Raw genomic sequence first — 23,369 nt, forward strand, 5'->3', positions numbered from 1 at the left:
GTGTAAAGCCTTGATTAGACAAAAATACACAGGCTTGAAATGCTTCCGAAAAAACTGACAAATCTCTCTTTTCTTGGACAAGCTCACAGCTTAACCGCCTGTAACTTGACAGCTAACAGTCGGCACATTAATTTGTGGTAAAGATTCTTATTACCAATTCAGATAAGTCTCACATTCGCCGCGTTTGATGTCCTTAACCCGCCCTCAAACTCACGCACTTTTTTACCAGGTTGGAGTATTTCTTGAGCGTTTCCTCGCTGCCACAGGCCATACAATCCTTATCCCGCAAACTCGAAAAACTCGACATACACCCCCAGGGTGAGCCGATCATTCAGTTGTCGGTGACGGCCTGTGTAATGCCGATGATCGCCTGGATCGCCAGCCAACCTTGTTATCCCAGGATCTACTGGCATGGCCGCGACACCCAGGAAGAGGTCGCCGCTCTGGGGTGCTGTAAAGATTTCATCTTCGAAGATGCGGTAGACGACAACCAGCTTTCCCAGGCCTATCAGACCCAGAGGTCACTCTCGACCAACCAGGAGATACGCTACTACGGCGGCGTCGCCTTCGATCGTCATACCGAGTGCTGGCCCGAGTATGGCCGCGCCCATTTCATCCTGCCCAGGGTCGAGCTGAGACGCAGTGGCGATGAATACAAGCTGCTGGTCAACCTCAATGTCGAATCCGGCGATATCGAGCAGGAGCGTAACCTGGCGCTGCAGGCCCTCGCCGCTTTGGTACCACCCAAGCCGCTGGCGCCACCGAACAAGATCCAGCTGCTGAGTCGCAGCGATCGTCCCAACAAGCTGCGCTGGCACGAGCTGGTCAACCAGGTCACCCATGACAGGTTTATTCAAGATACGCCTAAGGTGGTGCTGTCACGTCTGACGCAACTTGAGGTGAACGAGAAGGTGGATCCCTGGATGCTGCTGGCCAGCTGGCAGGGTCGCAACCAGAACAGTTTTCAATTTGGCTTTCAGTTCAGCCCGGAGAGCGCCTTTATCTCCTGCACGCCGGAGCGTCTCTACCGACGTCGCCAGCGCGAGGTATTTACCGAGGCCTTAGCGGGCACCACCACACGCGGACTCAACGAGGCCGAAGATGCCATGCTGGCGCAGCAGTTGCTGGACGACACCAAGAACAGCCATGAGAACCAGCTGGTGCGCGAGCATATCGTCGATGCCCTGACCCCACTGAGCAACTATGTGGGCGCCGACGAGCTGGCCAAGGTGTTTAAGCTGAGCCACATCCAGCATCTACACAGAGCCATTCGCGCCGAACTCAAGCCTGGGGTGAACGATTTTCAGATCCTGCAGGCCCTGCACCCCACCCCTGCCGTGGGCGGCCTGCCAAAGGCTTCAGCCATCAACTTTATTCGCCAGCGAGAAGGCTACACCCGTGGCTGGTATGCCGGTGCCTGTGGCTACTTCAACAAGTATGAGAGCGAGTTTGCGGTGGCGATTCGTAGTGCGCTGATCGAACCCGGACGCATCAACTTGTTTGCCGGTGCGGGGATCGTCTCGGGCTCTGAGGCCGAGGCGGAATGGAACGAGCTGGAGAATAAGCTCAAGACCATAATGTCGATCCTGACAGAGGTCTAGGTTAGTTAACTGTCGGCACCCGGGCGCGATAGCTGATGTTGGCCTGAAACAGCCTGTCCAGCTCGCCACTCTCGGCCATACGCGCCATAACACTGTTGAAGATCGCCTTCAGACGCTTGCCCTTCGGAGTCTGGGGAAAGACGAAAAACACCTCTGGATTCAACACGTTTTCCTTTATCACATACTGCTGCGGCCGATTCAGCTGGCTGGCGAGTCCCTGCAGGGAACGCTTGTAGTCGAGCACGGCGTCTATCTTGCCGTTGTTGACATGGTTAAGCATCTGCAGCAGATCGCTGCCCTCCTCGTAATACATGGGCACCTTGATGAAGGTGTCGTAGCGATACTCCAGCAGCGCCTTCACCTTCTTCTTTTTCAGGCTGTTGATATCCTGCCAGATGGCCGCCAGCTCTGGGGTGAGGGCCGCGTCCACCTGATCGACCTCTACCGGCAGGTCGCAGTAATAGTCGGGTTTGACTTCGTCGATGTAGAAGCCCAGCCCCACATCGACCTTTTGCTGCTGCACCATGTAGAGGGCACGGGAGAAAGGCACGAAATCTATCGAAATTTTCCACTTGGGGGCGGGGAAGGCACTTTGCAGCAGCGCGAGATAATAACCCTTGCCATCGGGCGTGCTGTAACCGGGCCAGTTGCCGGTCACGACAGTGATCTCTTCCACCTCTTCGGACACGGCGCGCCAGGGCGTGCTCACTAACAGGCAGGCGCATAAGATGACCACAAGATAACGCCAAGATCTCATCGGCCCCCTCCTCGAAATCATGGTGATAGTCCACCAAGTGTAGTCTCTTTATGTGGTCCAAGCGGGAGCCGGGCAGAGAAAACTGCGCAAAATCCTTGCTCATTTGGTCTTAATGACTATAATTTGCCGCCCTGTCTCCCGGGTCAACCTTGGAAGACGGCTAACCGAGGCGTAAGCCTTATCCAGTTTCTAAGCGGGTTCCCTCACCCCGCGTTAACCCATTAAAAAGGCCACAAGATGTTAATGTTATCCCAAGCGCAGATTCAGCGTGCGCTACTGCTGCTCGTCAGCTTTCATATTGCCATTATCACCGCAAGTAACTACTTGGTTCAGCTACCCTTTCAGCTATTTGGTTTTCATACCACCTGGGGCGCCTTTAGCTTTCCCTTCGTCTATCTGGCCACAGATCTGACGGTGAGAATCTTCGGCCAGCAGTCGGCGCGTAAGATCATCCTCAGGGCCATGATACCTGCGCTGTTGATCTCCTATCTGATCGGCGTGCTCTTCCATCAGGGCAGTTTTCAAGGTGGCGACGCCTTAGCGCAGTTCAACAACTTCGTGTTTCGTATCGCCTTCGCCAGCTTCGCCGCCTATCTGGTGGGCCAGCTGATGGACATTACCGTGTTTGCCCGCCTAAGACAGGCCAAGGCCTGGTGGGTAGCGCCTGCCGCCTCGACGGTTATCGGCAATCTTATCGATACCCTGGTCTTCTTCAGCGTGGCCTTCTATGCCTCGAGCGATCCCTTCATGGCCGAGCACTGGATGGAGATCGCCAGCGTCGACTATGGCTTCAAGCTGATCGTTAGTCTGGGCCTCTTCCTGCCAGCCTACGGCGTCTTGCTCAGGGTATTGCAGGAGCGAATTTTGCGAGAAGGCCAGACAAAATCGCAAAGCAAACTGGCCTGACCAGTTGATTTGTACTATCATCGCGGCACTCAAATTTTCACCAGTGCCGCCTTGCTAGCGACAAACTTTGGAGAGCCAAGATGTACACCACAAGTATCGAGCATCACACCCAACTGAGCGATGAGCTCATCGACACCCTGATTGGCCTGAGCCAGGAGGTGCCCGAATTCGACGGCCGTCATCGTGCTGAAGACTATCAAGCGCGCCTGGGCGGCAAGACGTTTCTGGTGCAGCTGATCCGCATTGAGGGCGAGTTGGCGGGCTACAAGATAGGCTATGGCGAGACCAATGGTGAGTTCTATAGCTGGCTGGGCGCTATTCTGCCTGAGTTTCGTCAGCTGGGGCTGGCCAAGGCATTGATGCAAGATCAGGAAAGCTGGGCCAAGACACAGGGCTTCAACACCCTGGCGGTGAAGACCTATAACCGCTTCGCCAACATGTTGCAGCTGCTGATCCAGCAGGGCTACAAGATCGCCGGATTGGAAAATACCGCGGCCAATATCGATGATAACAAGTTGGTTTTAAACAAGTTACTGAGCTAGAGCCTGTTGATCGTGAATCTTTACACGATAAAAGCTTGCAAACCTAAATGATAATTATTACTATTTAGATGCGTTCCAAAACTCAGTCTGTTTTAAGCACTTCATCTCTGCTTACAATGATGAGTTCGCAAGCACAACATTGCTCACACACTCTTTGTGGCCGGAATATTAGTATTCCGGCTCTTTTTTATCTAAAGTCCAGGCTTATCAGGGAATCTTTACGAATCCCTAAGCCTTACCAATCACTATGCCTTACGTATCCCTAGGCCTCTCGCGCCTTCTTATCTAGCGCACTTGAGAAATGCAGCCCCTCGTAGGGCGGATTGAACTGATCGTCGATCGCCTTATGGTACAGGCCTATGGTAAACAGGGTGCCCTTGCCGACCGTGGAGCTGACCTCTATGGTGCCGCCGATCCGCTTGATGATGCCGTAGCTTAGCGACAGCCCCAATCCGGTACCGTCCTGACGCGTGGTATAGAAAGGATCGAAGATGCGCCCCAGTTGCTCCTCGGGGATCCCCTTACCCTCATCTTCCACCTCTATCTTGACCCCTATGGGCTCACCGCCCTGGACCCAGTCGTAGGTGCGGATCCAGATGCGTCCCTGTCCATCCATGGCATGGGCGGCGTTGACCACCAGGTTGATCAGCACCTGCAATAGCTGAGGACGATTGACCTCGATAGGATAACTGGCGTTGAGATCCTGGATCAGCACCACCTCCTGCTTCTTGATGGAGTGACGCACCAGAATGGCCATCTCCTCGACGATAGGCGTGAGCTGATGCATCTCCAGCGGCGCGTTAAATTCGCCGGGACGACTGTATTGCAACAGGCTGCGAATGATGGTGCTGATACGCCCCACCTGCTCGATGACGATATCAATCTCTTCCTCAACATCCTCGGCCTTGTCGCCCAGCTCAGACTTCAGCAGCTCCATGTTACCCAGGATAACCGCCGTCGGATTGTTGATCTCATGGGCGATACCTGCCGTCAACTCACCCAGGGCGGTCAACTTCTCGTTGGTCACCAGCTGCTGGCGAGTCTCGTTCAGCAGGGCAACGTTACGCTGCAGCTCCTCTGTCTTCTCCTGCAGACTGCGGGTACGCTCCTCGACCTTGACCTCAAGCTGCTCTGCCGCCGCCTGGATCTGCGAGTTGCGTCGCTGCAACAGGTCCAGCATGCGGTCGAACTGCTCGGCCAGATTCGCCAGCTCGTTGTCGCGCTCCAGCCCCAGAGAACCGATTCTCAGGTTACGCCCCGACTGCACCGCCTTCACCACATGGTGAATACGCTCGATCGGCTGTAGCAGGCTGTAGGCGCCACGGTAGACCAGCAGGCCAGAGACCAGCAGCACCAACATGAGGATAGTGCCCAGCTCTATGATGTTCAGCAGATAGTTATGAATAAAGGGAGATTCGGAAAATCCCGTGTAGATCATGCCAATACGCTCACCGCGAATATCCTTGAGCGGCGCATAGGCGGAGATAAACCAGTCGTTGTAGACGAAGGCGCGGTCGACCCACAGCAGCCCCTGCACTAACACCTTCTGACGCACCTCTTCCGACACCAGACTACCCAGCGCTCGGCCGCGCTTCTCGCTGTCCTGGGGGAAGAAGTTCAGCGGCACGTTAGTGCTGATGCGTGTGTTATCGAGGAAGATGGTTACCGTGCCGATGGAGCGCTCTGGCAGCGTGCCCTTGTCATAAACCAGGTCACGAATATGGTCCACGATGCGAATGTCGCGATTAAGCAAGATGCCGCCGTCCAGATACCAGCCCACTGTGCCATCGCTGCCGAGGATCGGCAGCAGGCTGCGACTGAGCATGCCGCGCTTCTCCACATCCTTGCTCGGCTTCTGGGATCTTGGGGTGTCCACCAGGGTGATCACCGCCTCCTGCTCCAGGTTGGGTGCCAAACGGGCCAGACGCTGGGGCTGCAACACCATTAAACCCGAGAAGGGCTGATTGTCCTGTATCTTGGGCAGCATCACCCTAAGATCCGGGTCCTGGGCCGCCTCGGAGACGCTGATCAGCCTGAGGAAGTCCAGGTCGAGCTCGGCCTGCTTTTGCTTGAGCAGCTCGGCCAGCTGAGTTCTGGCGGCCTTGCTGTCGGTATCGAGATCGCGAAATTCGTTTTGAAACTCCCAGGAGGCGCGCACCAGCTCGAGCTGATTTTCCTGCTTCTCCTGCACAGAGATCAGTGTGTTGCTGGCAACGGTAAGGTCGGCCTTCACCTTCATGAAGAGCTGTTTGCCCGTGTAGCTGATGTTCCAGTAGATGGTGATGAACACCAGGCTCACCAAGGTCAGCAAGATGGGCAGCAGGGTAAGGATCAAGATGCGATAACGCACCTTGGCCTGCAGCTGCTGCCAGTTGACACCAAAGAGACGCGAGAAAAAAGACACGGTTATTCTTCCTCGAGATGATTGAGTTCGAACCACTCTTTATATTTACGATCCAGTGTCTTACGGGAAACCCCTAGATCGCGCGCGGCGGCAGACTTGTTGCCCTGATGCAGGTCGACCACTGAGGTCACATGGTGTTTCTCAACTTCCTTGAGCGACCAATCCAGCGGATAACCCAGCTCGCCGGTTGCCTCTGATTTAGGCTGCTGTTTCCAATATTCCGCCGGTGGCTTACCCAGCAAAATACAGCGCTCTATCATGTTGCGCAGCTCACGGATGTTGCCCGGCCACTCATGCTGTTGCAGCTTGAGCATATCCTCGTGGCTCCACACCACCTCTTTAACCCCCAGCTCGGCGGCCAACAGGCGGGTGAAGTGATGGGTCAGCTCCACCACATCTTCGGGGCGCTCCCGCAGCGGGGGTATCACTATGTCTAATACGTTGAGTCGATAGAAGAGATCACGCCTGAAGTTACCGGCCTCCACCTCATCCGCCAGCTTGCGGTTGGTGGCCGCCAGCACCCGGACATCGATATTGATCTCCTTCTCGCTGCCCACGGGGCGTATGGTGCGCTGCTCCAGCACCCTAAGCAGAGCCGTCTGCATCTTGAGCGGCATCTCGCCTATCTCGTCGAGGAAGATGGTGCCGCCCGAGGCGAAGCTGAATAAACCTTCACGGTTGCCCTTGGCGCCGGTGAAGGAACCAGCCGCATGACCGAAGAGTTCACTCTCCAGCAGTTCGGGAGCGATGGCGCCACAGTTGACCGGTACAAAGGGCCCCTGACGACCGCTGAGCAGATGCAGCTGTCTGGCCACCAGCTCCTTACCCGTGCCCGATTCGCCTTCGATCAGAATTACCGCATTGGTGGGTGCCACCCGCTCGATCACATGTTTCACCTCCATCATGGCATCGCTGCTGCCTATGATGGTGGAGGATTGGCCGATGGAGACCTCGCGGCGCAGCATGAGGTTTTCGCGCTTGAGCAGGCGACGTTCGATGCAGCGGTCAACCGCCTTCATCATCTGCTCCAGGTGGAAGGGTTTCATAATAAAGTCAGAGGCGCCGGCGCGCAGCGCCTTGATGGCCACGTCCATATCGGCATAGCCCGTCATGAAGATGATGTCTGAGCGCCGCTCCTGATCGCTCAGCGCCTCGTCCCACTCGATGCCGGAACGACCCGGCAGGCGGATATCGACGATCAGCAGATCGAAGTGACAGCGGCTCCTGAGCTGCTCGGCATCTTCGACGCTACCTGCGGTTTCCACCAGGGCGAACTTCTTCGACAGCGCCTTCTTCAGGAAGCTGCGCATGCCCGGCTCATCGTCGACGATTAGCACAGATACGGCGGATGGTAGGGGCTTCATCTCTTTATTAGGCTGGCTCATATTGTCTTCTTTTGGACATTTTGACTCATATTGAACAGATTCTAGCATCAAACCTCGGCCAATTGGTCACCCTGAACCAGTAGAATCACGCTCTGGGACATTATGTCTGGCGACAATTTGCCGAGCTTGCGATCTGCTTCACACTTTGTTGGCAACTTGTGAGCTTTTTTTACAGATAATGGATTTGGCACTGTTTTTGCTGAAACAGAGTCGTTATTCACACAATCGGCGTGATACCGGCAACATCACGCAAACCAGCAGATGCCAAGGAGCAAAAATGCTAAAGCTAAAATCGATACTCAGCCTAGCGATCGTCGCCAGTGCCCTAACATTAACCTCAGCCCAGGCAGAAGAGATCATTAAACTGGCCACCACCACCAGCACAGAAAACTCTGGCCTACTCAAGCACCTACTGCCTAAGTTCGAGCAGGAGTCTGGCTACAAGGTTCAGGTTATCGCCACAGGCACGGGTAAGGCCCTCAAGCTGGCTCGCCAGGGCGACGTGGACGTGGTGATGACTCACGCCCCAGCTGCCGAAGCCAAATTCGTTAACGAAGGCTACGGCATACTGCCACGCGGCATCATGGAAAACGATTTTGTGATCTTGGGCCCGAAAAATGACCCAGCTAAGATCCGTAGCAGTAAGACAGCCGAAGAGGCCTTTGCTAAAATAGCCGACTCTGGCGCGGGCTTCGTCTCTCGCGGTGACAACTCTGGTACCAACATGAAAGAGTTGATCATCTGGAAAGGCGCCAAGGTTGAGCCAACATTTAACGGCTACCGCGCCGTGGGCCAAGGCATGGGTAAGACACTGCTGATGGCCAACGAGCTACAAGCCTACACACTATCTGACCGCGGCACTTTCGTGGCCTACAAGGCGAAGCTAGATCTCGCGGTTGACTATGATGGCGGTAAGACACTGGCGAATCCTTATCAAATCATGTTGATCAACCCTGAGAAATACCCAGATCTTAACCACAAAGGTGCTAAGGCGCTGAGTGACTGGCTGATCGGCAACGAAGCCCAAGGCATGATTAACAGCTACACCGTACAGGGTGAGCAACTATTTAAGGCAACATATAGCGAATGAGTGAAGGCTGGTTAGCCCTAATACAGCAGGCGTTGAGCCTGCTGTTTTCATTAGATCCCGATGTTTGGTCTATCGTCAGCGTCTCCTTTTCTGTCTCTCTGGCTGCGCTGGCGATCACCCTTATTCCCTCTATGATACTGGGCTTCGTGCTGGCCTTCGCCCGTTTTCCCGGACGCTGGTTTGCAACGAATCTGGTACAGACGACCCAATCTATCCCCACAGTGGTGATCGGCCTCTTGGTCTATCTGATGCTTACCCGCATGGGCCCCCTGGGGGATCTTAAATGGCTATTTACCCAGAAAGGCATGATACTGGGACAGATGATGATCTGCGCCCCCGTGTTAATCGCCATGAGTCAGGCCGCCTTTACCAGCGTGGACAAGCGTGCCTGGGAAACCTCACGCACCTTAGGTGCCTCCTGGCTGCGTTCCGTCTGGCTGGTGTGCCGCGAACTCAAAGTACCGCTGTTGATGGCCATAGTCGCGGCCTTTAGCCGCATTCTCACCGAGGTGGGTTGTTCCATGATGGTGGGCGGCAACATCGCCGGCGTCACCCGCAATATCCCCACCGCCATTGCCCTGGAAACCAGTAAGGGCGACTTCGCCCAGGCTATCGCCCTGGGACTGGTACTGCTTATTCTGGCCTTAGTGCTTAACTTCACGCTCGGCACCCTCAGAGGCAGAGCCGAACCTAGGAGCCTATAGCCATGGTCAAGATCATCGCCAACAACATAGAGATGCGTTTCGGCAGCCGCCTGCTGTACCGTTTCGATCGCCTCAGCCTAGCTCAGCACCAGACCATACACCTGCAGGGCGACAACGGCAGCGGCAAAACCACACTGATGAAGATGCTGGCAGGCCTGCAGGCGCCAAGTAGTGGCGAGATCCACACAGAAGGTTTCGCCCCCAATCCATGGTGGCGCCGCAACCCTTTGCTGGGCAAGGCGGTCTATCTGCATCAACACCCCTATCTGTTTGACGGCAGCGTGGCCTACAACCTCAACTATGTGCAGCCCCTTTGCGACATGACGGAGCAGGAGATCGCCTCGCGTACCCAGACGGCTATCGAGATGGCCCAGCTGGGCAGCCTGCTCAACCAGAGAGCCGCCAGCCTCTCCGGCGGCGAGCGCCAACGTCTTGCCATCGCCCGCGCCTGGATCATGCGTCCACGCCTGCTGATGCTGGACGAACCTACCTCCAACATGGACAAGCTGTCCCAGCAGCTGGTACTGACCATGGTCAGCCACCTGAAACAACAAGGCACAGGCATGCTGATCAGCAGCCATCAAAGCTGTTCACTCACCGGCCTGTGCGAGCAGACCTGGCAGATCCAGGCACAAGCAATTCAGGTAAGCCCGTCGACTCTCGATGAGCGCCCCTTCACCCCATCACAGCAGGAGCTGAGATATGTCACCGCAAATTGATGCCGTGATCCTTGCCGGCGGCATGGCCAGACGCATGGGCGGCAACGATAAGGGACTGGTCGAACTCAACGATCAGCCGATGATAAAACACGCAATCGACAGGATAAAACCTCAGGTTAAGCAGATCCTGATCAACGCAAATCGCAACCAGAATCGCTATGCTGAGTTCGGTTACCCAGTATTGAGTGACGAAGACTCGGGTTATTTAGGGCCGCTGGCCGGCATGATCACCGCAATGGGGCAGACCCAGGCCGACTACCTTCTGGTAGTACCCTGCGACTGCCCGCTGCTGCCGACGGATCTGGTGCAGCGTATGCTGGCGGCGATCACCGCAGAAGACGCCGAGATGGCGGTGGCCAGCGACGGTAAACGAGAACAACCTGTGGTGTTACTGATGAAGCCCGCGCTGCGAGGGTCGATGAAGGCCTTCTTGGATGCCGGCGAGCGTAAGATCGATTTCTGGTACGCCAAACACCACTGCGTGGTGTGTGACTTCTCCGATCAGCCCAACGCCTTCGTGAACGTCAACACGCCAGAACAAAAACAACAACTTTCCGAGGCAATTGCCCACTAAAAATAGAGGTGTACATGAGCGTACCGTTTAACAATCCACTGCCGATCCCCGTCCTCGGATTTTGCGCCTACAGTGGCACAGGCAAGACGACCCTGCTGAAAAAGCTGATCCCCGAACTCAATCGTCGAGGCCTGCGGCTAGCCGTTGTCAAACATGCTCATCACAACTTCGATGTGGATATTCCCGGTAAGGACAGCTACGAGATGCGCAAGGCCGGTGCCCGCCAGATGCTGGTCGCCTCCCATGTGCGTTGGGCGCTGATGACAGAAGATCCGGTAGAGGATGCGCCCGAGCTGCCCCACCTGCTGGCGCAAATTGAAGCCGACAAGGTGGATATCGTCCTGGTAGAGGGCTTCAAGAAGCTGGCCCTGCCTAAGGTGGAGCTGCACCGCGCCGCCCACGGCAAGCCCTTTATCCACCCCCATGACGAGCACATTCAAGCCATCGCCTGCTGCGACGATACCGAGCTGCCCTCAGATCTCAGACGCCTAGATATCAACGATGTGGGCCAGATAGCCGACTTCGTCATCGAATACGCCAACAACTGGCGCCCCAGCACACCATCGCTCCCCCTCGCCCCCGAGTGCGGATGCGAGCTGGACACCAGCAAGACGCTGTCGGTGAGACAAGGGATAGATAAAATTCTTTCTTACGTCACGCCTGTGTCGGCCACCGAAGAGGTCGCCATTGACGACAGCACTGACAGGGTACTGGCTCAAGATGCCATCTCGCCGGTAGACGTGCCACAGCACACCAATTCGGCGATGGATGGCTTCGCGTTTGCCTACTCAGACCCCATGTTAGACAGCTACACTCTGGTAGGCGATGTGATGGCCGGTCATAGCTATCAGGGCACACTCAACCTAGGTGAAGCCGTGCGCATCATGACAGGTGCCCCCATGCCGGACGGCGCCGATACGGTGCAGATGAAGGAAATGGCCGAAGACAGCGGCGACAGCGTCCGCTTCCAGGGTAACATTCGCCTGGGGCAACACGTGCGCCAAGCCGGTGAAGACATCGCCAAGGAGCAGACCGCCCTGAGCGCCGGACACAGACTCAAGGCCGCCCATCAAGGCATGCTGGCCTCCTTGGGCTTTGGCAAGCTGCCCGTATATCGCCGCCCTAAGGTCGCCGTCTTCTCCACTGGCGACGAGGTGTGTCAGCCGGGCGAGCCCTTAAAGCCAAACTGCATATACGACTCCAACCGCTTCACCATCAAGTCCATGGTGAAACAGCTAGGCTGTGAGGTGATCGATCTCGGCATCCTGGAAGATAACGAATCAGCCCTGGTCGACGCCCTACAAGGCGCGGCGCAGCAGGCCGATGTGGTGATAAGCTCAGGCGGCGTCTCGGTGGGCGATGCCGACTTTATCAAATTGGCGCTCGCCAAGGTGGGACAGATCAACTTCTGGCGCATCAACATGCGTCCTGGTCGCCCACTGGCCTTCGGTCAGATTGGTGACAGCCTCTTCTTCGGCCTGCCGGGTAACCCTGTGGCCGTGATGGTCTCCTTCATGCAGTTCGTTCAGCCTGCGCTGCGCAAGTTAGCGGGCGAACTGGAATGGGCGCCGACCTTAGTGCCCGCCATCGCCGACTGCACCCTACGTAGCCGCACCGGCCGCACCGAGTTTACCCGCGGCGTCTATCATCTGGGCGCTGACGGTCGCCTGCATGTGACCAGCACAGGCGCGCAGGGTTCGGGCATGTTGAGCTCAATGGTGAAGGGTAACTGCCTTATCGTGATCGCCGAGAAAGACGAGCAGCTCAACGTGGGTGATACCGTTTATATTCAACCCTTTGCCGATCTCTTATAGTCGACAATGGATTAGCCAGGCGGGTGAGACGAACTCCCCGCCGCCGTAGGTGATTCTGTATGAGTTTGATAGTCGATACCTTTGGCCGCACCGTGGAATATCTGCGTCTCTCGGTGACCGACAGATGCGATTTTCGCTGTGTCTACTGCATGAGTGAAGACCCCTGCTTCCTCGACAGAGAGCAGGTGCTCAGCCTGGAGGAGCTGGCCTGGATAGGTCAGGCCTTTACCGAGCTTGGGGTCAAGAAGATCCGCCTTACCGGCGGTGAGCCTCTGGTGCGCACCGATTGCGACCAATTGGTCAAACTGCTGGGCCAGCTCCCCGGCCTCAAAGAGCTGTCCATGACCACCAATGGCTCACGCCTGAGCAAATTTGCCGGCAAGATGCATGAGGCGGGCCTGAGCCGGCTCAACATCAGCTTAGATACCCTAAAACCCGAGCTGTTTACCCAGCTGACCCGCAACGGCAACCTGGAGCGGGTAATTCAGGGGATCGATGCCGCCAAGGCGGCAGGCTTTAACCGCATCAAAATCAACGCCGTGATCCTGCGTGGCCAAAATGACGATGAGGTATTGGATCTCATCGAGTTTTGCCGCGAGCGCGAACTGGACATCGCCTTCATCGAGGAGATGCCACTAGGGATCATCGACGAGCGCAAGAAGAGCCGTCACTGCAGCAGCGACGAGGTCAAGGCGATCATCAGCCAGCGCTATCCACTCAGCGTCTCTGACAAGCGTACCGGTGGCCCGGCCCGCTACTACACCATGCCCGGCAGCAAGATACACGTGGGCTTCATCTCGCCCCACAGCAACAACTTCTGCCACGAGTGCAACCGGGTGAGGGTCACGGTAGAAGGACGTTTGCTCCTCTGCCTGGGTAACGAAAACTCGGTGGACCTCAAGGCGATTGTCAGGCAGTATCCCGGCGATATCGCGCGCCTGAAACAGGCGATTCTCGAGGCGATCAAGCTCAAACCCAAGGAACATCACTTCGGCCCAGAAGGCGAAACCCAGATCCTACGTTTCATGAATGCCACCGGCGGCTAATGCCCTGGGCCATTTTCGGTGATAGACTCTGACACATCTGATATTGAATGAGTCTGACTCGAGATGGCCCTGACCCGAAGAAAATGGAATAACATCATCATCTTCGCCTCCATCGCCATGGTGGCGATACTCACCTTTTTGGAACGTCACCGCCAGGCGATCCCGGAAGATGCCCAGCCCCTCTTCGATCAACAGGCGCCCTTGTTTCAGCTGCAATATGACGATCTCTGGCTCGCCCAGCAGGGCTTCGGCTGGCAGTGTGATCCTCAGGTGCTCAACTGTCGCCAATGGGCCGAGGCCTGGAGTGGCATCCTGGTCTCGCCAATCGCCAAACCCACTGACATAAGCACACCTGCCCATGAGTTGGTGATCCAGATCCGCGACATAGAGACGCCCCAGCTCTGGCTCATCTATCCCGAGGAGGGACTGCTCAGCTCACCGGCCGGTAACTGGTACCGGATCCCGCCGAGCCTGCGCCCGTCATTACAGCCGATCCTCAGACTCGATAATCCCTAAACCAGCGAAACGAAGAGAAACCTATGCCCGAACTCCCAGAAGTCGAAGTGACCCGCCAAGGGATCTCCCCTCACCTGCTGGATCAGCAGGTCACAGGATTAACCGTGCGTAACGCCTCCCTGCGATGGCCCGTCCCCGAAGTTGCCCAGCAGATTGTCGGACAGACCATCAGAGGCATACGCCGCCGCGCCAAATATCTGCTGCTGGATACCGATGCCGGCACCACCATAGTCCACCTCGGCATGTCGGGCAGCCTGCGAATTCTGCCCAAGTCTACGCCGGTGGAGAAGCATGACCATATCGATTTGGAACTGGCCAGCGGCAAGGTGCTCAGGTTTAACGATCCCAGACGCTTCGGCGCCTGGCTCTGGTGCGAGCTCCCCGAAGCCGCCCATCCCCTGCTGGCCAAACTAGGCCCAGAACCCCTGCAATCGGGCTTCAATGTCGACTACTTGGCCAAGGCACTGGAAGGTAAGAAGAAGGCGGTCAAACTCTGCCTGATGGACAATCATATCGTGGTGGGCGTAGGGAATATCTATGCCAACGAGGCCCTGTTTGCCGCCGGCATACACCCACAGACCGAGGCGGGACGAATCGATAGGGAGCGGCTTACCGTGCTGGTTGCCGAGGTGAAACAGATCTTGGCCCAGGCGATCAAACAGGGCGGTACTACGCTCAAAGACTTCACCAACGCCGATGGCAAACCCGGTTATTTCGCCCAGAAGCTACATGTCTATGGCCGCGGCGGCGAGACCTGTACTCAATGTGGCAACCTGCTGAGCGAGATAAAACTGGGCCAAAGGGCCACAGTCTTCTGCGGCCTGTGTCAGCCACGTTAAGGCCTGCCTAGATAACCCAGCCTGGATAACCCTGCCTGAGCAAATCCCTGCCGCAAAAAGCAAAAAGGCTGACAAGATGTCAGCCTTTTTCTTTACTCGTTTTCAGCTAAAGCCTTAGCTAAACACCTACTCTAAACAACTACTCTAAACATTAGAAGCGATACTCATAGCTGCCGAACAGGGTCGCATTGGTATCCTTGTCATCGGCCTCGAATTCTGACTGAGACACAGTGCCGCCCAGGCTCATCATCCCCTTCCAGATTGGCAGACGATAGCTGAGTTCCAACATCAACAGATCTTCCTTACGTGGCTTTGGTGCCCAACCATTATTGACCGTTTTACCATCCTTGTTTAACTGAGCGAAACGCAGCAGTGAGGTGAAGCCATGGCTATTGGCAAACTGACCGATAAGCCCCAACACATAGACGTTGGCATCGCTATCATAGGTGCTGCCGAGTGAGCGGCCATAGTAGCGCGAGCCACTCTTGTAGGTGCTGTGCTCATAGAAGCAGTTGAAGGCATTCTGGTTTTCGCCGCAGGCCACCATGGTATCTGAATACTCGAAGAAGAGCTTATACTGCTGAGAGTCGAACTCGAAACGGGTATCGGCGCCGAACAGCTTGGCGCAATCGGCCAGATCCCAGGGCATAGGGCCGCTCGAGTCTTCACAGGTACGCTCTAAGTAGAGGCCTACCGGGATATCGAACCAGGTATCGGCGTAACGAATATCGAAGCCCGCCATCTGGTTGCCTATCTTAGATTGCAGCGCAGGGTCACAGCTGGCCTCACCGTTCACACAGGTGGTATTACCGGCGATGGCATCGAACAGGGTCGATAGGCCGCACTCCTCGCCCTCACCGCAGAACATTGTGGTCCAGGAGATGCCCATCTCTAACTGTCTGAAGGGGCGTATGGTGCCGCGGAAGTTCCACAGCAATGGATTGGCGACGGCGCGCTCCTCTTCCAGATAGCTGATGCCGGTTGTCAGTGTCCAGGGGCCAATCCAGGAGAGCCAGGGCGTCTCGAACGCCGCCGCATTGTTGCGGCTCAGCATCAGGCTAGGCAGCGGACGGGCATTGTTGGAGCGATGCAGGGCGGTATCGAATCCCGGTCCCCACCATTGATCCACGGCGCCGGCCGTCACCATCCAGTTACCCAGGGCAACGGCAAAATAAGAGTCATCCAGGCGAATTTCTTTCTCATCCATGGGATCATAGTGGGCCGATGCCGCGACTTTGAAGGCAAATCTGTCACCCAGATACTCGTGAGACGCCTGCACCTCAGCCTTCTCACGATAGTCGGAACCGAAATGCTGGAAGCGCGCCGGGTCGCTGCCACCGGCCAGCTTGATGCGGCTGTTACCACGATTCTCGACCGCATTGCGGTAGTAGAAGTTCACCCGGGCAAACGCCGTGGCGAGACCCGGCGAGAGCACTGAGGGTTCCACCTTACTCAGATCGCTCCCAATACCCGACCACATCAGAGGATAGGTATTGACGGGCACAGTGATCACTCCGGCATCGGCGAGGGCCTGAATGTCGGCTCTGAGATAGATATCGGAAACATCGACCCAAGGGGCCGCGTGGGCTAAGGAGGTGATCATCAGACCTAAGGCCGCGACGCCTCCAACAACATAAGCGCGAGTTTTTTCCATCATAACGGGCAAATTAATCCTTTTTTTGCAGCGCTTTGGCTACTTCTTCATGCACAAATTGACTGACATCACCACCATGTAATGCCACTTCTTTCACCAGCGTAGAAGAGATAAACGAGTTCTCTTCGGCCGGGGTTAAAAATACGCTCTCCAGATCGGCGCTCAGGCGCCTGTTCATATTGGCGAGCTGAAACTCATATTCGAAATCTGATACCGCACGCAGGCCACGCACCAGGACGCTAGCATTCTGCTCCTTGGCAAAGTCCACCAGCAGGCCGCTAAAGCCCACCACCTCGACGTTGTCCAGATGCTCGGTCACCCTTTTGACCAACTTTACCCTCTCCTCCAAGCTGAACCTCGGCTGCTTAGAGGGGTTGGCGGCGATGCCTATCACCACCTGTTTGAACAACTTCGCCGCACGTTCGATAAGGTCGGTATGACCGTTAGTGACGGGGTCGAATGTTCCAGGATAAATCGCTTTCGTGTGCATGGCTCGCAGCCCTTACTTTGGCTTGGTATAAGTTAATGGCGGAATTGCGCCTAGTTTAACGAGTTTCCCCCTCGGATTGAACCACCGGCATCGAATTGTTTATTGTCGAAAAAATCCCTAAAAGTTACAATTTGCATCAATAGTGTAAAAATGCCGTGGGAGAATGCTCGGCAAGACACTCGCCGATGCTATGATAGATGAGATTAACTGTCGTTCTAAGCACGCTTGTTTTAAGCATTCGGCCTTAGGCGCTGTGCCTACTAACAGCCTCCCATCAGATAAGTTTTCATATGATTAAAAGCGTACTAGTCATTCGCAATGATAAAATTGGCGACTTCGTGCTCACCTGGCCCGCGCTCTATGAGCTTAAAATGGCGCTGCCCAACGCCAGCATTGAGGTCTTCGTCGATCCTGTACTGAAAGATTTCGCCATGGCCTGCCCCTACATAGACCATGTGATAGTGGATGATGGCGACGACCAGGCGATCACCAAGGCATTTGCCGAGCGCCATTACGATGCGGTTATCGTGTCACGCTCGCAGATACGCACCTACCGACTGCTACGCAAGCTGGATATTCCCTACAAGCTGGCCCCTAAGCTCAACTGGTATCAGTATCTGTACCAGCACAGAACCAGCATAGAGGTGCCTAAAGGGCTGGGTGGCTGGCGTAAGAGCTGCATGATGGTCGAGCGCTTCTTAGCCGATCACAGAATACCTGTCCCCACACTTCCGACACGCTATTGGGACCTCTCCCACGAGCGGCGCAAGTGGCAAGATCACTATGGCCAACAAGGCGAAGAGCGACTGATCTTCGCTCATCCCGGCACCGGCGGCTCATCGGGCGGCATCTCCCCCAGCGACTTTGCCGGCCTGCTGGCGCAGGTAGACAAGCTGACCGCAATTGAGTGCAAGTTCGTACTGACCTACAGCGGTCAGGAGATCGCCCTGGCCCAGCAGATCTATGACCTGCTCAGTGCCCAAGGGATCAAGGTGGTGATGGCCGAGCCGCTCGCCAGCCTGGCCGACTTTGCCAAGTCTCTGGTCGCCGCCGACATGTTTATGGCGGGCTCTACCGGTCCTCTGCATATCGCCGGCTTACACAATGTGCCGACAGTCGGTTTCTACGCGGGCAGACGCTCTGCGCCTAAGGTGCGTTGGCAGACCCTGACCCAGAGCGAGAGGCGTCTGGCCTTCACTCCGCCCGTCGGCAAGAAGACAGGCAGGAACATGGCGCTCATCGACTTCGATCTGGCTGCCAAGGAGATCGCGGCCTTTTTAGATACCCAATACGCGAGTCAGTCAGCTGTCAGCTAAGCTAGCTGGTGTGACTCTGTTTTTCTCACAAACGGGACAAGTATTATGATCATAGTAACGGGTGCTGCCGGCTTTATCGGTAGCAACTTAGTTAAAGCGCTCAATAATTTAGGGCGTAGTGACATTATCGCCGTAGACGACCTGACCGACGGCACCAAGATGTTTAACCTGGCCGACTGTGAAATTGCCGACTATCTGGATAAAGCCGACTTCATCGAGCAGATCGCCCAGGGTCAGTTCGATGGCAAGGTCGAAGTGATCTTCCATCAGGGTGCCTGCTCGTCGACCACAGAGTGGGACGGCAAGTTCATGATGGCCAACAACTACGAGTATTCCAAGACACTGCTCCACTTCTGCGAGCGTAACGGCAGCCAGTTTATCTACGCCTCATCGGCTTCTGTCTATGGCGGCAGCGATAAGTTTATCGAGCAGCGGGAACTGGAGAAGCCTCTCAACGTCTACGCCTACTCCAAGTTCCTGTTCGACCAATATGTCAGACAGCACAACTTCACCACTCAGGTGGCGGGCCTACGTTACTTCAACGTCTATGGCCCTAGGGAGCAACACAAGGGCGGCATGGCCAGCGTGGCCTTCCACTTCAACAACCAGATCAAGGCAAGCGGCATCTGTCGCCTGTTCCAGGGCCACGACGGCTTCGAAGATGGCAAGCAGCTAAGAGACTTCGTGTACGTGGAAGATGTGGTCAAGGTCAACCTCTGGCTTTGGCAAAACCCAGGGATCTCAGGAGTATACAACTGTGGTACGGGTCAGGCACAGAGCTTCAACGACGTGGCCAATGCGGTGATCGCCTATCATGGTAAGGGAGAAATTGAATATATTCCCTTCCCGGATAAGCTCAAGGGCGCCTATCAGAGCTATACCCAGGCCGACCTCACGCAGCTTAGAGCAGCAGGATATACCCAGGCCTTTAAGACGGTCGAAGAGGGGGTTCCCGAATATCTGGACTGGCTGGCCGCGCAGCACTTTATCGGTCAGTAGTGAACGGTCTGTAAGTTATCGATCAGCAAAAGAAAGCCCCGGGTGATACCTGGGGCTTTTTTTATCTTATCTCCCGCACGACCTCGATCAGCTGGGTCGTCGAGATGGCCGGTGTTCGCGGTAGATAGATCACCTGGCACAGAGGCTTGAGATGGTCGAACTTGCCTTGCCAGTCATCGCCCATCACCAGGATATCGGCCTGATGCGCCTCGATATATTCCGCCTTTAACTCCAGCGATTCCTCCAAAAATACCTCGTCGACACAGGCGAGCGCCTTGACGATGCGCATTCTGTCGCGTTCGTTACAGATGGGGTAGCGCTGTTTCTTGGAGAAATTCAGCGCATCCGAGGAAACGCCCACCGTCAGGTGTTCCCCTAACTCTCTGGCGCGCTCGATAATGTTGAGGTGTCCGATATGAAACATATCGAAGGTCCCGAAAGTAATAATTCTCATGAAGCCTCTTCGGACAAAAGATAATCGACGATGCGCTGACTAGAGTGGCCATCAACCCGACCGGCCAACTCTAGAGTGTACTCTGCCCGCTTGGCAGCAAATGACTCGGGCTGGGCGATCTGTTGATCCACCACGGCTTTGAGCTCCTTGTACGACGCCGCGTGAGCGGCCACACCGGCATAACGGTAGAGATCTTCATCCATGCGATTCTTGAAACGGAAACTTAAGATGCCACGATAACTCCAGCGCAGGTGGTAGAAATCACACCAGACCACGGGCTTATCCAAGGCCGCAAACTCAAACAGCGCCGACGAGGCGTCGCTGATCAAGAGATCGGCACTGGCCATGAAAGGCAAGAGGTTCGCCTGCTCAACAGGTGCCAGGTAGACGTTATCAAAAGTGCCCCAATGTTCCAGCAGTTGCTTCTGTTTCTTATAGCTGGGTTTGCTAAGCGAAAAATAGTGCGGCTTAAGTAAAATGTTGTATTCGCTAAAGGCGCTGGGCCAATCTTTGGCCATCTTCTCTATGCTGCTGGGATAGAAGGTCGGCGCGTAAAGCAGCGTCGGCTTGGCAGGATCTAAGCCTAATGCCGCCAGATCAAGCCCTGCCTCACTGCCCTGCACGATAGGATCTAGCTTGGCATAACCGGTATCGATAAAGGTCTTATGGGGATAAAGCTGCTGCAGGCGCTTGAGGCGGTATTCCCCCTCGACGAAACGCACATCCATATCCGATTCAGACACAGTGTAATAGCAGGCCTTAGGGCCGATACCGTGCTGCATCAGGGCGGTCTTGCAGATCCCTTTTAGTTTCGCAGCCGCATCGAAGCTGTTGCCAAAGATCACCCAGCTGGGCTTCTCCTTCAGGTAGTAGGCGAGCGCCTCCTCCTGAGAGTCGACCCAATGGGCCTCCAGGCTATTCTGCGCCACCAGGGCATCGAGTGCCGCCTGCTGATCCTGACTGCGATAGATCACGAAGCGCACTACTTGTCCCCGAGCCTGCAACTCCTGCATGACGGGCAAATATTGCGGCAAATAGTATGGATGCAGAACATCAAAACAGATCACAATCAATCTTCTCGCTGGTTATCGAAACCTTTGACCCGGCACGAGGGACAGCAGATCGCCGCCAAACACTCAACCTAGCCTCAGTCTATCAATGGGCATACTGGCGCAGATTGTAACACATTCCATTAATACTACAGCCAATTTGTCACCTCGCCAGGCGAAAGCCTGACCAGTAGGCCCGGCGCAATTGGCGCCGAGTCACAAATGAGCAAACTCATAGTCCCGGGTCACTGGCAAATAGCCATTGGCCAAGGTTTTCTCTGTCACCAAAGCCATGTATCCTTAAGCCACTTTAATTTTATCGGCTAGGGCACAATGTCTCTTATTCCAAGTGAACGATTAGCACAGGCAAGACGCCTACTCTTTGTTTCCCCTTTGGCGCTGGGCGATTTTCTCTATATCAAGACCTTTCTGGCCGCCCTCAAACAGCAGCATCCAGCACTCGAGGTGGATATCTGGCTCGACGATAACCGCAACAACCAAGACAGTTGGCGCCTCTCTCGCAGCAAGATCATGCAGCAGTGGATCGCCGCCGAGCCCGCCTTTAGCCGCAGCTATGGTTGCAGCGACAGCAAGGCGATGCAAGATAGACAGGTCGAGGCCGCCAAGGCCCTAGATTACGACCTGGTGATCACTCACTCAGGCAGCAAGAGCGAGCAGTTTTCGGCGCTGGCCAGACGCATCAGTCCCAAGGGCTTTATCGTCACCAGCCTGGCCAAATCCAAATTTGGTGGCCTGCTCGACCCCTGGTTTTTCCGCCACAGCGACAAGACCTTTAAGATAGATGTGGCAGCCCTCGGCGAGCAGCACCATATTACCGATCGCTACTATCAGCTGCTGCACAGAGTTGCCGGGCTGACACTGGACAAATCGGCCTTCATGCCGTCGCTGACCATCACGCCAGAGGTTACCGAGACGGCAAAGGCCTGGCTAAGCAAGACCTTTCACGGTCAGTCTCAAGGCAGGCTCTATTTTCTCAACCATCTGTCGACCAATAAGAAGCGCGACTGGCATCAGTCTCAGCTGTTTGAATTGATCGCCCGTCTCACCGAGCAGGCACCAGACAGTCGCTTCATCGTCAACAGCACCCCAGAAAACTTTAGCGCTCTCGAGCAGGCCATCGCCGATGAGCCTAAGCTGGCGAACAGCCAGGTCGCAGCCTTTACCGTGCAAGACAACTTCTTCGAGCTGCCAGCGATGATCGCCGCCGCCGATATGGTGATCACGGTCGAAACTGCCATCATGCACTTCGCCACCGCCAGTCAGCGCCCGCTTATCGCCATGATGCGGCAGAAGAAGCCCTACTGGGCGCCGCCTGAAACCACCAGCTCCAAGGTGCTATACGCCTCGACGGGCAAGGGCTATGTCTGCGATATCGGCGTCGACGAGGTATTAGCCACACTTGCCCAGATGTCTGGCCCCCAGATGCCTAATACCCAGATATCTGACGACGAGAAGCCAGCCGCCCATTCACAGTTAAGTTCATAACAGCCAAGGCCCCATTATGAAAAAAGCCATCTTCACCCTCGCCATTGGCGACAACCCCATGTACCGCGCGGCGCTAAAAAGCTTCGAGCGCTACGCCGAAAAGGTCGGTGCCGATCTCGTGGTATCGGATCGCCTGCACTACAAGATCCATATCGAGAACCCTAAATACTCGGCCAGCCCGGCTTGGCCCGAAAAGCTCTATACCGCCGAACTATTGAAGCAATACGACAGGGTGCTCTATCTGGATGCGGACATCATGGTGACGCCATGGGCGCGAGATATTTTCGAAGAGTATCAAGATCTTGAAACTGTCTACATGTTCGACGAAGGTCCTTACACAGACCGCACCATTCCAGTCGGGGAGATCAATGCCGCCTTCGACGCCGTCGAAAGCTGGCCGCAAACCGATGGCCACTACAGCTACTACAACTTCGGCATGTTCCTGATCTCTAAGGAGTGCCCCCTGTTTGAGCTCGCCACCCTGGAAGGGATGCAGCAGGTGTGTAACACGGTTAAGTTCTACGATCAGACCTATGTGAATTACGTCATTCAGAAGAACAAGATCAAGAACCAAGGCGTCGATGCGGCATTCAATCGCATGGATCTGCTGGGCAACGAAGATTATCGCAAGGCCGACTTTATTCACTACGCCGGTCGCGGCTACCGTATCAAGTGCCCGAGCCGCGAGATCCGCTACGTGGACGACTACTGCCAGATGTATGGCGATACCCTGACGCCGGCAGAGATCAAGCAGCTCAAGCTCGATGCCTGGAATCTCTATACCGCCAACCTAAAGCGTAAGAGTGGCGTGCCCCAGGGACTGCTTAACTTTATCGGCAAGCCAACTCTGGGACGCAAATGGCTTAAATAAAAGCGGCTTAAATAACGGTTAATATAAATAAGCAATCACTTAAGTTTTAGGGCTGCATACACTAACAGTTGCAGCCCTTTTCATGCCACAGTCCACCAGCCTTTCGTTCACCTTTGAAACCGCAGATTTACCC

At 55.6% G+C, this 23,369-nt stretch carries 22 protein-coding genes; 15 read left to right on the forward strand and 7 right to left on the reverse strand.

Translation table 11 applies throughout. The features are described from left to right. Window positions 1–242: 242 nt before the first annotated feature. Complete coding sequence (locus SHEW_RS19050) at window positions 243–1,601, forward strand: isochorismate synthase (RefSeq protein WP_011867471.1); 1,359 nt, start codon at window positions 243–245, stop codon at window positions 1,599–1,601. A 1-nt stretch (window position 1,602) separates the two neighbouring features. On the opposite strand, the gene SHEW_RS19055 is transcribed toward SHEW_RS19050, so the two are convergent. Continuing rightward, window positions 1,603–2,358: a transporter substrate-binding domain-containing protein gene (locus SHEW_RS19055; RefSeq protein ID WP_011867472.1), complete on the reverse strand. Its 756-nt coding sequence runs from the start codon at window positions 2,356–2,358 to the stop codon at window positions 1,603–1,605. A gap of 237 nt (window positions 2,359–2,595) precedes the next feature. Here SHEW_RS19055 and SHEW_RS19060 point away from each other — a divergent pair, with 237 nt between their 5' ends. Beyond that, window positions 2,596–3,264, forward strand: coding sequence for a 7-cyano-7-deazaguanine/7-aminomethyl-7-deazaguanine transporter (locus SHEW_RS19060; protein ID WP_011867473.1), 669 nt, complete (start codon window positions 2,596–2,598; stop codon window positions 3,262–3,264). Window positions 3,265–3,344: 80 nt separating this feature from the next. Further along, complete coding sequence (locus SHEW_RS19065) at window positions 3,345–3,806, forward strand: GNAT family N-acetyltransferase (RefSeq protein WP_011867474.1); 462 nt, start codon at window positions 3,345–3,347, stop codon at window positions 3,804–3,806. Between the two features lie 262 nt (window positions 3,807–4,068). Here SHEW_RS19065 and SHEW_RS19070 read toward each other — a convergent pair whose 3' ends face one another. Both SHEW_RS19070 and SHEW_RS19075 read right to left on the reverse strand, forming a co-directional pair. Further along, window positions 4,069–6,210, reverse strand: coding sequence for a sensor histidine kinase (locus tag SHEW_RS19070; protein ID WP_011867475.1), 2,142 nt, complete (start codon window positions 6,208–6,210; stop codon window positions 4,069–4,071). A 2-nt stretch (window positions 6,211–6,212) separates the two neighbouring features. Next, the gene (locus tag SHEW_RS19075) at window positions 6,213–7,643 is read right to left on the reverse strand and encodes a sigma-54-dependent transcriptional regulator (RefSeq protein WP_011867476.1); all 1,431 of its coding nucleotides are present in this window, start codon (window positions 7,641–7,643) and stop codon (window positions 6,213–6,215) included. A 229-nt stretch (window positions 7,644–7,872) separates the two neighbouring features. Here SHEW_RS19075 and SHEW_RS19080 point away from each other — a divergent pair, with 229 nt between their 5' ends. The 8 genes from SHEW_RS19080 to mutM all read left to right on the forward strand — a co-directional run bounded on the left by SHEW_RS19080 (window position 7,873) and on the right by mutM (window position 14,897). Then, the gene (locus SHEW_RS19080) at window positions 7,873–8,685 is read left to right on the forward strand and encodes an ABC transporter substrate-binding protein (RefSeq protein ID WP_011867477.1); all 813 of its coding nucleotides are present in this window, start codon (window positions 7,873–7,875) and stop codon (window positions 8,683–8,685) included. Then, window positions 8,682–9,389, forward strand: coding sequence for an ABC transporter permease (locus SHEW_RS19085; RefSeq protein ID WP_011867478.1), 708 nt, complete (start codon window positions 8,682–8,684; stop codon window positions 9,387–9,389). Before SHEW_RS19080 ends, SHEW_RS19085 begins: the two co-directional genes overlap by 4 nt. Then, window positions 9,386–10,108, forward strand: coding sequence for an ABC transporter ATP-binding protein (locus SHEW_RS19090; protein WP_190272437.1), 723 nt, complete (start codon window positions 9,386–9,388; stop codon window positions 10,106–10,108). The genes SHEW_RS19085 and SHEW_RS19090 overlap by 4 nt, the downstream gene beginning before the upstream one ends. After that, window positions 10,092–10,682, forward strand: a complete 591-nt coding sequence (mobA, locus tag SHEW_RS19095; RefSeq protein WP_011867480.1) for a molybdenum cofactor guanylyltransferase MobA — start codon at window positions 10,092–10,094, stop codon at window positions 10,680–10,682. The genes SHEW_RS19090 and mobA overlap by 17 nt, the downstream gene beginning before the upstream one ends. A 14-nt stretch (window positions 10,683–10,696) precedes the next feature. Then, entirely contained in the window at window positions 10,697–12,496 is a 1,800-nt protein-coding gene (locus tag SHEW_RS19100) for a bifunctional molybdopterin-guanine dinucleotide biosynthesis adaptor protein MobB/molybdopterin molybdotransferase MoeA (RefSeq protein ID WP_011867481.1), read from the forward strand. A 59-nt stretch (window positions 12,497–12,555) separates the two neighbouring features. Then, complete coding sequence (gene moaA / locus SHEW_RS19105) at window positions 12,556–13,542, forward strand: GTP 3',8-cyclase MoaA (protein WP_011867482.1); 987 nt, start codon at window positions 12,556–12,558, stop codon at window positions 13,540–13,542. 63 nt (window positions 13,543–13,605) lie between these two features. Beyond that, on the forward strand, window positions 13,606–14,058 hold the full coding sequence (locus SHEW_RS19110) for a hypothetical protein (RefSeq protein ID WP_011867483.1): 453 nt from the start codon (window positions 13,606–13,608) through the stop codon (window positions 14,056–14,058). Window positions 14,059–14,081: 23 nt separating this feature from the next. After that, window positions 14,082–14,897 carry a bifunctional DNA-formamidopyrimidine glycosylase/DNA-(apurinic or apyrimidinic site) lyase gene (mutM, locus tag SHEW_RS19115; RefSeq protein WP_011867484.1) on the forward strand — a complete coding sequence of 272 codons (816 nt, stop codon included), beginning with the start codon at window positions 14,082–14,084 and terminating at the stop codon, window positions 14,895–14,897. 151 nt (window positions 14,898–15,048) lie between these two features. Here the strand turns inward: mutM and SHEW_RS19120 are convergent, their stop codons facing one another. Both SHEW_RS19120 and coaD read right to left on the reverse strand, forming a co-directional pair. Continuing rightward, window positions 15,049–16,554 carry a capsule assembly Wzi family protein gene (locus SHEW_RS19120; RefSeq protein ID WP_011867485.1) on the reverse strand — a complete coding sequence of 502 codons (1,506 nt, stop codon included), beginning with the start codon at window positions 16,552–16,554 and terminating at the stop codon, window positions 15,049–15,051. Window positions 16,555–16,564: 10 nt separating this feature from the next. Then, window positions 16,565–17,041, reverse strand: coding sequence for a pantetheine-phosphate adenylyltransferase (gene coaD, locus SHEW_RS19125; RefSeq protein ID WP_011867486.1), 477 nt, complete (start codon window positions 17,039–17,041; stop codon window positions 16,565–16,567). Between the two features lie 290 nt (window positions 17,042–17,331). On the opposite strand from coaD, the gene SHEW_RS19130 reads away from it, so the two are divergent. Both SHEW_RS19130 and rfaD read left to right on the forward strand, forming a co-directional pair. Further along, the gene (locus tag SHEW_RS19130; protein WP_011867487.1) at window positions 17,332–18,357 is read left to right on the forward strand and encodes a glycosyltransferase family 9 protein; all 1,026 of its coding nucleotides are present in this window, start codon (window positions 17,332–17,334) and stop codon (window positions 18,355–18,357) included. A gap of 45 nt (window positions 18,358–18,402) precedes the next feature. Further along, the gene (gene rfaD, locus SHEW_RS19135) at window positions 18,403–19,356 is read left to right on the forward strand and encodes an ADP-glyceromanno-heptose 6-epimerase (protein WP_011867488.1); all 954 of its coding nucleotides are present in this window, start codon (window positions 18,403–18,405) and stop codon (window positions 19,354–19,356) included. 61 nt (window positions 19,357–19,417) lie between these two features. On the opposite strand, the gene SHEW_RS19140 is transcribed toward rfaD, so the two are convergent. Both SHEW_RS19140 and SHEW_RS19145 read right to left on the reverse strand, forming a co-directional pair. Then, complete coding sequence (locus SHEW_RS19140; RefSeq protein WP_011867489.1) at window positions 19,418–19,810, reverse strand: FAD synthase family protein; 393 nt, start codon at window positions 19,808–19,810, stop codon at window positions 19,418–19,420. After that, window positions 19,807–20,877: a CDP-glycerol glycerophosphotransferase family protein gene (locus SHEW_RS19145; RefSeq protein ID WP_150099996.1), complete on the reverse strand. Its 1,071-nt coding sequence runs from the start codon at window positions 20,875–20,877 to the stop codon at window positions 19,807–19,809. The genes SHEW_RS19140 and SHEW_RS19145 overlap by 4 nt, the downstream gene beginning before the upstream one ends. Window positions 20,878–21,192: 315 nt before the next feature. Between SHEW_RS19145 and SHEW_RS19150 the strand changes: the two genes are divergently transcribed. Together SHEW_RS19150 and SHEW_RS19155 are read left to right on the forward strand one after the other, a co-directional pair. Further along, window positions 21,193–22,365, forward strand: a complete 1,173-nt coding sequence (locus SHEW_RS19150; RefSeq protein ID WP_011867491.1) for a glycosyltransferase family 9 protein — start codon at window positions 21,193–21,195, stop codon at window positions 22,363–22,365. Between the two features lie 16 nt (window positions 22,366–22,381). Then, the gene (locus SHEW_RS19155) at window positions 22,382–23,236 is read left to right on the forward strand and encodes a glycosyltransferase (RefSeq protein WP_011867492.1); all 855 of its coding nucleotides are present in this window, start codon (window positions 22,382–22,384) and stop codon (window positions 23,234–23,236) included. The last annotated feature ends 133 nt before the right edge of the window (window positions 23,237–23,369 follow it).

Source organism: Shewanella loihica PV-4, from assembly GCF_000016065.1.
Classification (GTDB): domain Bacteria; phylum Pseudomonadota; class Gammaproteobacteria; order Enterobacterales; family Shewanellaceae; genus Shewanella; species Shewanella loihica.